The following is a 13,728-nucleotide window of genomic DNA, read 5'->3' on the forward strand; positions in this document are numbered from 1 at the left end:
GCATATTCCGGGCATGAACGGCAATCTCTTTTCTGCTTGCCTACTAAAGAACACGTTATATTTAATGAGAACGATTTGATGACGACTGATGTTAGCGATAGAGGAAGTAAACTGTATGGGAAACTGTTAGGAGGGGTAGCGCTTGTTATCCTGCTTGGGGGATGTTCGATTCAGCCGCAGTTTATTACAAAGGATGAACAAAAAAAGTTAGTTCGCGCTGATCGTGCTGATATGTTTGCTGATCAGGAAGCGATTACTGGCCCTGTTACGCTGGAAGAAGCGATTGCCCGTGCGATAAAATATAATCTTAATTACCGTCTATCCATGATGGAAGTTGTGCTTAAGAATGGGGAATTGGATTTAGAGCATGTCAATATGCTACCCCGGGTTGCTGCCAGCGCTGGCTGGATTACGCGTTCTAACGATAACCTGAATAATAGCCGCAATGTAGCAACAGGTGTGGTGTCGAATAATCCCTCGATCAGTCAGGATCGTGACAGGAATACAGCAGATTTGACAATGACCTGGAACGTACTGGATTTTGGGGTTAGTTATCTGCAGGCGAAACAGAATTCCGATCAGGTTTTCATTGCGCAGGAAAAGAAGCGCAGCATGATCAATCAAATTGTTCAGCAGGTGCGAACTGCATATTGGCGGGCCGCTACCACGACTCCTTTGGCGAAAGAGGTTCAGCCACTGCTGCTGCAGGCGCAGAAGGCTCTTCAGGATTCTCAGGTTACAGAGCGTAAACGCCTGGTCGCGCCGCTGGTGTCCTTAGGTTACCAGAAGGGGCTGGTTGAAATTATCCGCAATCTGGAACAGGTTCAGAACGATATGATGGTGGCGAAAGTTGAGCTGGCATTATTGATGGGGCTGCCGCCGACGACTGAGTTTGAAGTGGTACTGCCTTCGATGGATCAGGTAGTGATTCCGAAAGTTAATTTCGATGTTTTAGATATGGAGCGCACGGCGCTTGTTAATCGGCCAGAACTGAGAGAAGAAGCGTATCAAAAACGCATCACGGCACTGGAAAGTCGTAAGGCTCTGCTGCGGTTAATGCCGGGTTTGACATTTAATGCAGGCATTAATTACGACAGTAACTCCTACCTGGTTAATAACCAGTGGAATGAGGCGGGTATGCGTGTTAGCTGGAGTCTGATTAATCTGGTGTCCGGACCTACAATTAAACAGATCTCCAAAGCGCATGAAGAGATAGGTGATTTCAGACGTGTCGCACTGGCGGTCGCCGTCATTACTCAGGTGCATGTGGCTTATCAGGACTTCCTTCGCCGTGAGCATGCTTATAAACATATCAGTATGTTGAATGATATCGAACAACGGATATATGGCCATATTAAAAATGCGTCGCTCGCCAATGCGCAGACTCCATTACAAGAAATTCGTGGAAAACTGGCGGCCCTGCTGGCCGAAGTCAGTCATTATCAATCCTATGCGGAGTTGGATTCGGCTATCTCAAATCTGTATGTCACGATGGGCCTTAACCCTGTGCCGGAGGTGATCGAAAGTGATGATCTATATACGCTTAAGACGGCGATCGGAGATGTAATGCGCCAATGGAATCGTGGCGAAAATATAGCGCTGATTAAGGCTGAATCTTTTTGAAAATCTCATTTTGTTGTTTGAGTATAAGTGGTTACCATGAATATATTAAAGTCTAAACAGAGGTTTTGCGGGCTGTTTGTGCTGTCGTGGTTGGCGCTTCCGGTGTGTTACGCGGCTGAGGCGCAGTCCATGGATTCTGGTTCAGTTCGTGCTCAACTTGTGGCGCGCCATAACGTGATTTTATCCAGTGAACTCTCCGGTAGGGTTGATGCATTTCCGAAGCTGGAGGGGCAGTCATTTAAGAAGGGGGATAAACTTTTCGGTCTGGATTGCACGCTGCATCAGGCTCGGCTGGCCAAGGCGAAAGCACTCTATGTTGAGGCGAGACAGGTCAATCAGGTGAATACTGATCTTGACCGGCTTGGCTCGATCAGTACGTTGGAAATGGACGTATCAAATGCACGCCTGGGAGCGGCCAGTGCCGAAAAAACAATGATGAATGCAGTGGTTGATCGTTGTCAGATTTATGCCCCATTTTCAGGCAAAGTAGTGGCCAGCTTTGTGGAACGTCATCAATTTGTAGCCGAGGGGCAAGAGATGTTATCAATTATCGATGATGCACCCTTAGAAGTTGAAACGCTGGTCCCTTCGAATTGGTTAATGTGGCTCAAGCCTCAACAGGAATTTGAACTTGAGATTGATGAGAGTGGCCGTCGTTTAACTGTACAGGTGTCGCGTATCTCGCCGGTCATTGACCCGGTTAGCCGTTCTGTGAAGATCTTTGGGCGTCTGCAACGTACGGATCCCGGGCTCATGCCGGGCATGAGCGGAGTAGCTATCTTTGCTAAACCCTGACAACTCATCAACAATTAATGCTGCTACCGAGCCCCAGGCGGTCGCTGCTGGCTCTGATCGATCCCTGCGTTTGCTGGCTCAAGTGCTGGAACTGGAAAAAAGGGTCAGACATTGTGAAAGTGAAACAGAAATTGGTTTTACACTGTGTAACGAAACTCACAATCTGGTGCGCTATCGCCAGAGCCTTTTATGGAAGCATAGCACTGCCGGACAGGGCAAAGTCATTACTGTTTCAGGGCTGGTGACACCGGAGAAAAACGCCCCCTTCATCGTTTGGATCAGCAAGGTTTTTCGTCACCTCACACTATCCGGCTCTATTGAACTTAAACCTTTAGCTGCTGCGGATCTGCCAGAGGCGTTGCAGCAGGAATGGTCTGACTGGTTGCCGGAACAAGGGCTACTCGTGCCACTGAACTCACCACAGGGAGAGTTAACAGGCATTCTTTTTTTGGTGCGTGAAGCACCATGGAATGACTCTGAACTGACTCTGTTAGCCAGTCTGGCCGATGCGTACGGGCATGCCTGGTTCGCGCTTAGTGGCAAAAAATCGCTGTTGTCTTCGCTTACTGTTAACAGCAATAAAGTCACTCTTTTGCTGGTTATATTGTTCGTGGCGCTGTGTTTTTTTCCGATACGTCAGTCAGTGATAGCTCCTGCAGAAGTCATTCCGCGTAACCCGGTTATTGTTCGCAGTGCCGTTGACGGAGTCATTAAGGAGTTTCAGGTTGAGCCCAATCAGGTGGTTAAAAAAGACCAGCCATTGCTACTGTTTGATGATGCGCGTATTGCTAATCAGCTTGAGATCGCCATAAAGGCGATGCAGAGCGCCGAAGCTGAATACCGCCAGGCAGCCCAACAGGCTGTTTTTGATAGTCGCAGTAAAGCGGGTTTATCTGCATTACGTGGACAAGTTGAACAGCATGCCGCAGAGGTTGGATATTATCAGGGGTTACTGGAGCGTATTGTTATTCGCAGCCCGCGGGATGGCATTGCCATCTTTGATGATGTCAATGATTGGGTTGGTCGCCCGGTAGCCTTGGGTGAGCGGATTTTGCTGGTGGCTGATCCTAAAGATGTTGAGCTCGAGATTCAGTTGCCGGTCGCTGATGCGATTGCATTGGAGAGCGGTGCTGATGTGCAGTTATTCCTGAATGTATCGGCACATAAGTCTATTCCGGCAGAGTTACGGTTTTTAAGTTATCAGGCCAGCATGAATACGGCCGGAGCCTTTGCCTATCGGCTCGTTGCTGAATATCGTAATGCTGAGGATTTGCCCCGCATCGGACTCAAAGGGTCGGCTAAGCTCTATGGCGAGAAGACGACATTGGCTGTTTATCTTTTGCGGCGTCCTTATTTCGCAGTGCGTCAATATCTGGGCTTATGAGTAATCAGAGCTTATTGCCGCCTTTGCGGGAAGAATTATCTCTTTTTAAGGGAGGGCGTGCTGCAGATGGCTCGCCTTTATGGGTTTTGCATGATCCGGTAGTCAATCGGTTCTTCAGGCTGGGGTGGTTAGAGTTTGAGGTACTGAGTAACTGGTACCGCCAATCTGCTCAACTGATAGTGACGCACTTGAATGAAAATACGGCACTTAAAGTTAGTGTTGAGGAGGTAGAGCAGGTAGGTAAGTTTCTTTCTGCACATAATCTGATTCAACTCACCGGTCAGTTGGGGACTGAACGTCTGATGCAACAGTACAAGTCGCAGCAGGTCGGGCGCTTTAAATGGTTGTTAAAGAATTACCTCTTTGTGCGTATCTCTGTTATCCGCCCGGATCGCTTTTTGAGCGCAACGCTGTCAGCGGTCCAATGGCTATGGTCGCCCGTCTTTCTGCTGATGATTGCCTTTAGTGCTGTTTTGGGGTTGGTTCTGGTGCAGCGCCAGTGGGAGACATTTCTGGCAACTTTTCCGTATATGTTCAGTGTGGAGGGGATGTTGATTGTCGGTGCCTCATTGGTGGCGGTTAAAGTGTTGCATGAATTTGGGCATGCCTATGCTCTCAAAGCATTTGGTTGTCGGGTACCCAGCATGGGTGTTGCGTTTCTGGTGCTCTGGCCGGTGTTGTATACCGATGCCAGCGATTCGTGGAAGCTGGTATCGAGGCGTCAGCGCATGATAATTGGTGCGGCCGGAATTCTGGTTGAGCTATCTTTGGCAGCGATCGCTACACTGCTGTGGTCATTCATGGCCGATGGTCCGTTGCGCAGCGCCGTATTTCTGATTGCCACAACGACCTGGATCGCAACACTGCTAATTAACTTGAACCCCTTTATGCGTTTTGATGGTTACTACCTGATGTCTGATTGGCTGGAAATGCCCAACCTGCAGAATCGGGCGTTTGCATTGGGGCGCTGGCGTTTACGTGAAGCTTTATTTGGCTTTGGTGATACCCTTCCTGAGTACTTTCCAGCATCCCGACGGCGCTTTTTAATTATTTATGCTTATGCCATCTGGCTCTATCGATTCTTTCTATTCCTTGGGATTGCGCTGTTAGTTTATTTCTTGTTTTTTAAGGCGCTGGGTATTTTTTTGATGATGGTGGAGCTGGCTTGGTTTATTTTTATGCCAGCGTTTAATGAGATTAAACAATGGTGGATGCGTAAAGAGGATATGAGGCTGAATAACAAAATGATTAGAACGCTGCTGTTCATAGTCTCGTTGCTGATTGTACTGCTTTACCCCTGGGATACCCTGATATCACTACCTGGTGTCTGGCGTGCCGAGCAACAGACACAAGTTTTCTCGTTACAGGAGGGGCAGGTCACTGACGTATTGGTCGATCTGGGTGATGCCGTAACGACTGATCAGTTACTGGTTCAACAGTATTCACCTGATCTGGATTACGCCATTGTGCAGGGGCAGCATCGTATTCAAATGATTAATACTCAGTTGGGTTTAAAGGGTGTTAGTGCTGAATTACAGCAACGCTCAGCGATATTATGGAGTGAGCTTGAGGCTGAACGCTCTGCACAGCAGGCGCGCCTGCAACAGCAACAGCAACTGAGTGTTCGCAGTAATATCGATGGTGTGCTGGTGGATCGACTGGGGACACTCTCAGTGGGTGACTGGTTACCGGCGGGTACTTTTCTGGCGACTGTGGTGGGGCCTGATTCCGGACTGCTGGAAGCCTATGTTACCGAACAGGACCTGATGCAGATCAACCTCGGTGCTAAAGGGTGGTTTTATCCAAATGACGCATTACTTGAACCTGTAAAGGTCAGTGTTGATGCAATCGATTCAGCGAGTAGCCGCACGTTAACTGAGCCCTACCTGGCTTCAATCTATGGGGGGGATATTGCAGTACGAGAGTCTAAGGATGGTAACTTGATACCTGAAACACCCGTTTACAGGGTGCTGTTACGTCCGGATTCGAAGCATCGCGCACCTGCACAGGTGATGACGGGAAACTTGCGCCTGGAAGGGGAGAATCGAAGTTTTATCGAACGATTCATTACTAAAGCCACTGCAATACTGGTGTTTGAGAGCGGTTTTTAGTCGGCGCTGAGATACGCCATCCCCAACGCGGGGGCCGGTACGTTACCTTTTTGCGTTACAATGGCAGCCTTACTTCTAAGATGTGTATGTACTATTTTTAATGCTGACTAAAAAATCGATCTATCGTCTTGTATATATTTGCTTTGTAGCTTTTGTTGGTTTGGTGGGCTACAGAATATGGTTGCTCAATAGCAGCAAATTCATCAGTTTTGATAAGCAATTAGAAGAAGTATCAGGTATTGAGTTTGATAAAAACCTGCAACTATGGGCAATAAACGATGGGGGAGATTCACCCAGGCTTTATCAGTTAAGTGCTAATGGTGACATTAAGCGCAGCATTAAAATAGAAAACGCTAAAAACTGGGATTGGGAAGATATGACCCAGAACGATTTCGGGCATTTTTTTATTGGTGATTTTGGCAATAATGACAACGATCGAGAATGGCTGACTATTTACAAAATTGAAAACCCTATTGATATCAAGACTGATACAACCCGCGCAGAAATCATCAAATTTACCAACCCGGAATTCAAGCCAATAGAAGGGCAAGTCGTACGCAAAAATGCACATTACGATGTGGAAGCTTTTATTTATTATCAACGCAGTCTTTATCTTTTTACGAAAAACCGCAGTCGACCTTTTGATGGAAAAACACGGCTTTACCGTATAGGCGACTATGCGGGAAATTTCGAAACAGAATACATAAACGAGTTCTCAACCTGTACTACTATAAAAGAGCTGTGTTGGATTACATCGGCCGCCTTAAGCCCTGATCGGACTAAACTCGTGTTACTTGATTCTGAACGCTTGTGGCTGTTTGAAAATTGGCAAGGTGATGACTTCTTCTCCGGAGATGTGTATCAGATTGATCTGGGTATCGTGACTCAAAAAGAGGCGGTTACATTTTATAATGATGAGATTATTGTGTTTACCGATGAGGTGTTTAGCGGGATCGGCGGTAATGGCTATGCTATTAAGCTGGATCAGGTTAAGAAAAAATTAATTCAACAGTCTGGAAAGGCGCTTAATGCCTCGGATGCTAACGAGGAGCTGTCAGCAGAATAGCAGGGTGAGATCTAACGTCCTGTCAGATCTGTATAGAAGCTGTTCAACAAGGAAACTTAATGGTTTTCTGTCTTATTTTTAAGTGTTTCAAAGTGCTCAATATGTTGATCTAAGTTTTCTTCCAGCATTTCAGAATACTGCTTTGAGAACCAGGCTAATGCGTCGTTGCGTTCCGCGGCCAGATCCTTTGATTTATACGCCGTTTCATGGGCACTAAAACGTGCAGAGGCATAGCGTAATGCCGACCCTACATCTTCCAAGTCTTTATTTTCCGATGTTACTAAGCGATTGGCTAGTTCAATAAACTCATCAGCCATTTTAAATAAATTCGAAGCAGTTTCTTTACTAGCCATGTGTGTTGTTACCTATGTGAGTTGAGTTTTGCAGTTACTTTACAAGGAATATCATGAAGGATGAAAGAGTTAATGGCTATCTAAGGGCGATACTTAAGCGGATGAGGTTGATATCAACCTCATCACCGGGAACTAACTTCTGTCAGAAGTCGTTTATTTTAAAACAAGATTGAAGCTGACCGGTATTGAGTGACCGATATTTGATAGTCCCGCCAGTTCACGCAGTTTTTCTATTCCGCTATCCAGACCGAAGTCGGCCGCTTGTACAATGACCGGCTGCTGACTGGACGCAAGAATGGTTTTACCGTCAGACATCAGCGTAATGTTGGCAGTAATGGGTTTTTCTAAGCCATGAAAGTTTAATACAGCTGCAATATTGCTGTTAAGAACTCCCCCTTGTTTAATGGTGTTGAGTGTTTCGCTGGTTAGTTGAGCCGTTAAGGTGGCTAGTTTAAATTTTTCGGTATCAAATAGGTGCTCGCGCATCCGCTCATCACGGATATCGACCTGAGTTTTTATGCTGTCCAAATCCAGTTTAATCTCCAGCGCTCCAGCATCGCTTAAGTTGCCCTGAAGTTGGGTGATATGAAAAACTTCTGCAGCATCTACATTTTTAATTGAAATGAAATTAAGTGAGGATTGAGCATTATCCAGTTGCCAATCTGCCTGTGCCGTCAGGCTCAGTAGACTACCCAGCGCTATGCCTAGTAGTGCTTTGGGTGCCGCGAGTTTAGCGTAGTAGTGGTTCATGGTTGATCTCCTTATCTTGAGTATTTGTATATTTACGCAACAGTGTTTTGTTTTGATTCTTTTTTGTCTGTTTTGTTCAGTTATTGAGTGTACTACTCAAGGGGCGTAATCTTCCCTTTCTTGTTGAAAATTCTTCAGAGTATGAGTTAGCTATGCAGATCAGGGATTATCGATCACAGTTTTGGCAGGGTGTCAGGGATTTGATGCCGTTGGTGTCAGGCGTCTTACCGTTTGGTCTGATTGTTGGGGCTAACGGTGTGGCTCTGGATATGAGTCCCGAATTGATCATGGGAATGACAGTGATGTTTTTTGCCGGGTCGGCGCAGTTAGCCGCCATGCAACTTATTCAGGAAAATGCGGCGTTTGTGGTGATAGTGTTAACCACCATCGTCATTAATTTACGTTTTGCTATCTACAGCGCGACGTTTGCACCGCTGTTTTATCCCCTGAAAAAACGCTACCGCTTGTCTTTTGCATACATTTTATCTGATCAGGCTTATGGTCTGTGCATTGCGCCTGATCAGCAGCAACGCTCGGATGCTGAACGTATCAGTTATTATTTAGGCACAGCACTGGCATTGTGGGTGAGTTGGGTGTTGTCTGTGCTATTGGGTATCGCTGTCGGAGCCAGTATTCCACCTGAATGGATGCTGGGCTTTACGATTCCTCTGGCGTTTCTTGCGATGTTAATGTCAACGATTACTAATCGATTATTGCTAATTGTTGCGGTGGTTTCAGGGTTAGCCGCTATCTTTTTGCAGGGGCTGCCTTATAACCTGGGTTTTGTTCTGGCTGTGGTTTTCGGTGTGGTTGCGGGTTTGATATTACCGCGTATCGCTGGCCGTTCTTTTAACTCAGTGATGGGGCGTCCGCATGAGTGATTTGAGTTTGTGGGGGCTGTTTTTTATGTGTGGCCTGGCCACTTATTTGATACGCCTTTCTTTTATTCAGATGCATGGAAAACTAGGGCCACTACTAGCGCGCTGTCAGCCGGTACTCTTGTTGTTACCCCCGGCGATTTTAGCTGCTTTATGTATCCCACCGATTGTATTCAGTAAGCAAACCGATGGCTTACAAGTAGAGTTGGCGCAAATTCTAGCGGGCTGCGTTGCTGTTGTTTTGGCAAGCTATTTTAAAAGCCTGCTTTGGCCAATTTTGGGCGGCATGTCTTTTTTATGGGGCTATCGCTGGTTGATCGGTTAGGGTAGCAATGGCGGGTCTGTCTTTTTGAAATTAACATACAGGCCCTGGTGGTATGTCCTGGCAGAGTTATCTATTTCACTTATTAACATCTGTTTGTGGTATGGTGGCATCTAATTTAACGCGTCTTATCTTTTTGAGAAGACGAGTAAAGTCCTCGATTTTATCATTTTACCTCTCAGCCTTCTGGCAATGAATTACGTGTTTTTTCATCGGCGCCACACACAGAAAGTATATTAAAGTCTTCTTCACTGATTAATATTTTTATTTTTTGGTTGTTGGTTTCAGTATTTTTTACGCTGTGATTAAAAAATCTTTAAAGCACATAATAAATACATGCGAAGAGCGAATACTTTAATAGAAATATTTAGGTTTAGTTAAAAACTCAAGTGAGATATGAGTATTTTGATCGCTTAAAATAGGAGCGATATGAATAGTTTAATGGTAGGTGTTATTGGGACGTCGAAAAAAGAAGATGAGCGACGTTTTCCCATTCATCCAGAGCATTTGAGCCGAGTTCCGGAACAAGTTCGTCGTCAATTGATATTTGAAGAAGGGTATGGCACCGCATTTGGTATTACCGATGCTGAGATTGCCGCTCAAACGGGTGGTATTGCCACGCGACATGAAATACTGGCTGATATCGGCAGGGTTATCATCTCCAAACCTGTGCTTGCTGACTTGTTAGAACTGAAAGAAGGCGGAACGTTATGGGGTTATGTGCATTGTGTGCAGCAGCAGGATATTACCCAAGCCGCATTGGATCGTAAGCTAACGCTCATTGCCTTTGAAGATATGTTTGTTTGGTCTCCCAATGGTAATGTTGGCCGCCACACATTTTATAAGAATAATGAAATGGCGGGTTATTGCGCGGTGCTACATGCTTTACAGCTTAAAGGTATTGATGGGCACTACGGTGATCAGCGTAAAACGATTATTTTCAGCTTTGGCTCTGTGAGCCGTGGTGCAATTTACGCACTTAAAGCACATGGATTTAGAGATATTACCATCTGTATTCAACGCCCAGATCATGAAGTACGAGAAGAAGTACTTGATTGTCACTACGTAAAAATTCGCGAAGGTAATGAGGGCGAAGCACGTATGGTCGTGGTGGAACATGATGGTACAGCGAGACCGCTGACTGATCTGATCAGTGAAGCAGATATTATCGTAAACGGTACTTATCAAGAAACGGCCCATCCTACTGACTTTGTGACTGAAGCCGAAAGCTCATGTCTCAAGCCCAATAGCCTGATTATTGATGTGAGTTGTGATGAGGGTATGGGGTTCTTTTTTGCCAAACCAACGACGTTTAAGAATCCTATGTTTACGTTTGAAACCATCGATTATTATGCGGTGGATCATACGCCCAGCTACCTCTGGGAAAGTGCAACGCGTTCTATTTCTGCAGCTCTGATTGTCTATCTGGACACCGTCTTGGCTGGTCGTGATGCATGGCAGAAAAGTGAAACCATTCGCAGGTCGATAAATATTGATACTGGCGTAATTCTGAACCCTGCTATTTTGTCTTTTCAACATAGAGAGACAAATTATCCCCATGCTTATTTAGCTTCAGTTTAGTACCGTCATCACTATCATACGGGTAGCTTAGCTGCCTTTAAATTGACGCACTTTAGGCAAGCTGGGGTGCGTTTTTGCAGGCGGCAGTCGGTTTTATCTATACGATTTACCTTCGCTGATTATCTGTCCTATAAAATTACCCACCTGCATATCACTTGTACGACCAAAGAGGTTGTGTCTTATTTGTCCCTGTTGGTCGATCACAATGAGCGTAGGCGTGCCTTGCATATAGTAGGCAGCCATTGTTTTGGGTATAGACCCTGTATTTGACGGGACATCCACTGCGATAGGAAATGTTAATCGATATTCTGCCGCGAAGGCTGTTAGCGCTTCTACAGTCATTACGTTGTGATGTTCAAAAACAGTATGCAGGCCAATGACCTGAACTTCGTCTTGTGAATAGAGTTCGTGTATAGCGCTTGCTTGTGGAATGCCATGTACCACACACGCCGGGCATAGCATTTGAAAGGCATGGATGACGATAACTTTTCCGCGTAAAGCAGATAACGTGAGCGGCTGCTTTGTGTTAAGCCAGGTCACTACTTCCAGCTCGGGTGCTTGTCCGTAGGTGATGATGCTTGTCATATCGTTTCTCCCTTATTTATGAGAAAGAAACATCCTTGTCGCTAAATTCATTGTTTACTGGCTGATTCTGCCTGGAAGACTTAAATCACCCGAAGCAATATCGATGACATTAACAACACATAAAAGGGGGGCGTGTACACTTTGGTTAACACGCAAACCTGCAGTTACGCCATCAAATGTGGTTTTTTCAAACGTTTTAATATCATCAAAGGCGACTTGAACTTTGACGGTATCACCATTAAATACAGGATCCCAACCGGGGCTGTCTAGCAGTATTGGCAGGCCTGGCCAGGTTTTAGGTAATCTTGGTGTCGTGCCCTCTGGGATATCAACAACACCGAGTGCTCCTTTACCACACTGCTGATTAGGTTGAAGAACAACCCAGTGGCTGTGCCAAACATCACCATCATTGCCTGGGTCATTGTCTGCGTTTTCATCATAGAGTGGTGTATCGTCAAAATCCGGGTGCGCCGTTACCGCCAGAGTCAAAATACCGGCGTCACTTTCAAACCCGACGCTAGCGCTATCCAGGCTAGTGGGCCATACGTAAGAGTAAACCGAACTTCCTGCTAACTTGCCGCTTGCACTGGGTTTACTAGTGCCCGCTTGTGAGGCGACTGCCATATGGAAGGTGGCGATATTGTTTTGGGTAGTCACCCTGGTGTGAATGATGTCAAAGGTGGGATCAATATTTTGGGATGTACTGGGCTTTGAATGTATGTCGCTATTATCAGAACCGCCGGCAAAGCTTGTTGCGCTGCTGAGCAGGGTTGTGGCTAATGTGGCTGTCGCCAGGGTGACTGTTGTTAGTGATGCTAGGGTGAGTAAATGCTGAATCTTCATGAGAAATGTCCTTTTAGTATCGAGTCGAAACGATTTTATAATGATCTGCATTTCTTTGCTTGTCAATAAAGTATTGATTCGATACTATTTGCCTATGAAGAAATTGATTAATCAACAATTATTGGAAAGACTGGCGAGTTTGCTACGAAGTGAAAGCAGAGGCATGCTACTAGAGCATGGTTTGCAGCCCGTACAGTTTGAAGCATTGCAATATATCGCGAACTGTAACCGTTATTCAGATACGCCGATGGCAGTCACTGAATTTTTACGACAAACGAAAGGCACGGTTTCGCAAACGCTTAAAGTGCTTGAAAAAAAAGGCTTGATAGAAAAACTCACGGATGCAAAAGATAAACGCGTCACTCATCTGAAAATCACCGAAGACGGAAGAGCACTAACACAACAGATGTTGCCTTCTCCTATCCTGGAAACGGCCAGTGATCTTATGAGTAATGATGAAGTTGCCATGATCAACTCATCGTTACATACCTTGCTGTATCAGTTGCAGAACGCTAATAATTTTAAACCTTTTGGCCAGTGTGCCAGCTGTGTACATAATATCAAGCAAGCGTCAGGTGAGTATTTTTGTGGTTTAACTCAGGAAGTGCTTACGCCAATTGATATTGAGCTTATTTGTCGCGAGCATCAGTACTCTCAAGTCATAAAGCCTTAGCAGGGCAGGGGGACAGTATTACTTTTTGTAATGACGTTGAATAAGAGTCTTCCGATCAATACCACGATGCCGGGCGAGCATCTCTTCTACCTTTGGCCGGTTGAGAGGATCATTACCTTGAAGGTAGATGTCTAAATGCTCCTGTTGATCATTTCCCCAGAAAAGCTCGCCATCCACGATAAAGGTCGGCACACCAAAAACATCTCGCGCAATGGCTTGTGCGGTTTCTTGCCGGAGTTCGGCTTTTACATCAGCTGTTTTTATCGCTTTGAGCATTTCGCTACTGTTTAAACCAAGTGATTCAAGTACGTTGGCAAGATCTGCTTCAGAGGCAAGATCAATTCCGCGAGACCATCCGGCTTCAAAGATTGCGCTGATTAGCTGATGCTGAGCATCGCCTGCAATGCCAGGCAGTGATAAGCGTAATGCGGGCAGTGGGTTGTATGGATGGTTGAGGGGCGGGTTAAAGTCAAAGCCGTTGAGCTGCGCATAGCGATAGCAATATTTATACAGAGCGGCTTTTTTAGGTGGTACTTCTGCAGGGCCTAGCTGTCCCCAGTGATCTAATAATTTACCAAATACGACAGGATGTGCGTTTAATGTCAGGCCGTATTTTTTGCAAATAGCTTGTATCCAGCGCCAGCTAAAATAGGCGTACGGAGACAGATAGTCGAAGTAGAAATCCAGTTGCCGGGCTGCCATAGGGATGCCTCTTCTGCTGTTATTAAATCAGGAGCTATTTAAATCGGCGCTATCTGATAGAA

Annotated in this window: 14 protein-coding genes; 9 read left to right on the forward strand and 5 right to left on the reverse strand. The window is 45.8% G+C overall.

The annotated features are described in order from the left end of the window. Positions 1–78 precede the first annotated feature (78 nt). From BM099_RS11835 to BM099_RS11855, 5 genes are all read left to right on the forward strand, one after another. Positions 79–1,623, forward strand: coding sequence for a TolC family protein (locus BM099_RS11835; protein WP_177201162.1), 1,545 nt, complete (start codon positions 79–81; stop codon positions 1,621–1,623). 36 nt (positions 1,624–1,659) lie between these two features. Further along, positions 1,660–2,418 (forward strand): efflux RND transporter periplasmic adaptor subunit, encoded by a 759-nt coding sequence (locus BM099_RS11840; RefSeq protein ID WP_090728331.1) that lies wholly within the window; start codon positions 1,660–1,662, stop codon positions 2,416–2,418. Continuing rightward, the gene (locus BM099_RS11845) at positions 2,405–3,802 is read left to right on the forward strand and encodes an efflux RND transporter periplasmic adaptor subunit (RefSeq protein ID WP_090728332.1); all 1,398 of its coding nucleotides are present in this window, start codon (positions 2,405–2,407) and stop codon (positions 3,800–3,802) included. The genes BM099_RS11840 and BM099_RS11845 overlap by 14 nt, the downstream gene beginning before the upstream one ends. After that, positions 3,799–5,913 carry a site-2 protease family protein gene (locus tag BM099_RS11850; RefSeq protein WP_090728333.1) on the forward strand — a complete coding sequence of 705 codons (2,115 nt, stop codon included), beginning with the start codon at positions 3,799–3,801 and terminating at the stop codon, positions 5,911–5,913. Before BM099_RS11845 ends, BM099_RS11850 begins: the two co-directional genes overlap by 4 nt. A 100-nt stretch (positions 5,914–6,013) precedes the next feature. Continuing rightward, complete coding sequence (locus BM099_RS11855) at positions 6,014–6,979, forward strand: hypothetical protein (protein WP_090728334.1); 966 nt, start codon at positions 6,014–6,016, stop codon at positions 6,977–6,979. 56 nt (positions 6,980–7,035) lie between these two features. Here BM099_RS11855 and BM099_RS11860 read toward each other — a convergent pair whose 3' ends face one another. Both BM099_RS11860 and BM099_RS11865 read right to left on the reverse strand, forming a co-directional pair. Beyond that, positions 7,036–7,332 (reverse strand): DUF3144 domain-containing protein, encoded by a 297-nt coding sequence (locus BM099_RS11860; protein WP_090728335.1) that lies wholly within the window; start codon positions 7,330–7,332, stop codon positions 7,036–7,038. 153 nt (positions 7,333–7,485) lie between these two features. After that, entirely contained in the window at positions 7,486–8,082 is a 597-nt protein-coding gene (locus BM099_RS11865) for a YceI family protein (protein ID WP_090728336.1), read from the reverse strand. Between the two features lie 152 nt (positions 8,083–8,234). On the opposite strand from BM099_RS11865, the gene BM099_RS11870 reads away from it, so the two are divergent. From BM099_RS11870 to BM099_RS11880, 3 genes are all read left to right on the forward strand, one after another. Then, complete coding sequence (locus tag BM099_RS11870; protein ID WP_090728337.1) at positions 8,235–8,963, forward strand: AzlC family ABC transporter permease; 729 nt, start codon at positions 8,235–8,237, stop codon at positions 8,961–8,963. Continuing rightward, entirely contained in the window at positions 8,956–9,285 is a 330-nt protein-coding gene (locus tag BM099_RS11875; RefSeq protein ID WP_090728338.1) for an AzlD domain-containing protein, read from the forward strand. Before BM099_RS11870 ends, BM099_RS11875 begins: the two co-directional genes overlap by 8 nt. Positions 9,286–9,711: 426 nt before the next feature. Further along, the gene (locus BM099_RS11880) at positions 9,712–10,863 is read left to right on the forward strand and encodes a N(5)-(carboxyethyl)ornithine synthase (RefSeq protein WP_090728339.1); all 1,152 of its coding nucleotides are present in this window, start codon (positions 9,712–9,714) and stop codon (positions 10,861–10,863) included. A gap of 93 nt (positions 10,864–10,956) precedes the next feature. Here the strand turns inward: BM099_RS11880 and BM099_RS11885 are convergent, their stop codons facing one another. Next, positions 10,957–11,448: a redoxin family protein gene (locus BM099_RS11885; RefSeq protein ID WP_090728340.1), complete on the reverse strand. Its 492-nt coding sequence runs from the start codon at positions 11,446–11,448 to the stop codon at positions 10,957–10,959. Between the two features lie 54 nt (positions 11,449–11,502). Then, a complete protein-coding gene (locus tag BM099_RS11890) occupies positions 11,503–12,291 on the reverse strand; it encodes a hypothetical protein (protein ID WP_090728341.1) in 789 nt (262 codons plus the stop codon). Between the two features lie 40 nt (positions 12,292–12,331). Here BM099_RS11890 and BM099_RS11895 point away from each other — a divergent pair, with 40 nt between their 5' ends. Then, positions 12,332–12,964 carry a MarR family winged helix-turn-helix transcriptional regulator gene (locus BM099_RS11895; protein WP_244889938.1) on the forward strand — a complete coding sequence of 211 codons (633 nt, stop codon included), beginning with the start codon at positions 12,332–12,334 and terminating at the stop codon, positions 12,962–12,964. Between the two features lie 18 nt (positions 12,965–12,982). On the opposite strand, the gene BM099_RS11900 is transcribed toward BM099_RS11895, so the two are convergent. Then, a complete protein-coding gene (locus BM099_RS11900) occupies positions 12,983–13,666 on the reverse strand; it encodes a 2-hydroxychromene-2-carboxylate isomerase (protein WP_090728342.1) in 684 nt (227 codons plus the stop codon). Positions 13,667–13,728 lie beyond the last annotated feature (62 nt).

The sequence above is a fragment of the Neptunomonas qingdaonensis genome, assembly GCF_900113275.1.
Taxonomy (GTDB): Bacteria; Pseudomonadota; Gammaproteobacteria; order Pseudomonadales; family Balneatricaceae; genus Neptunomonas; species Neptunomonas qingdaonensis.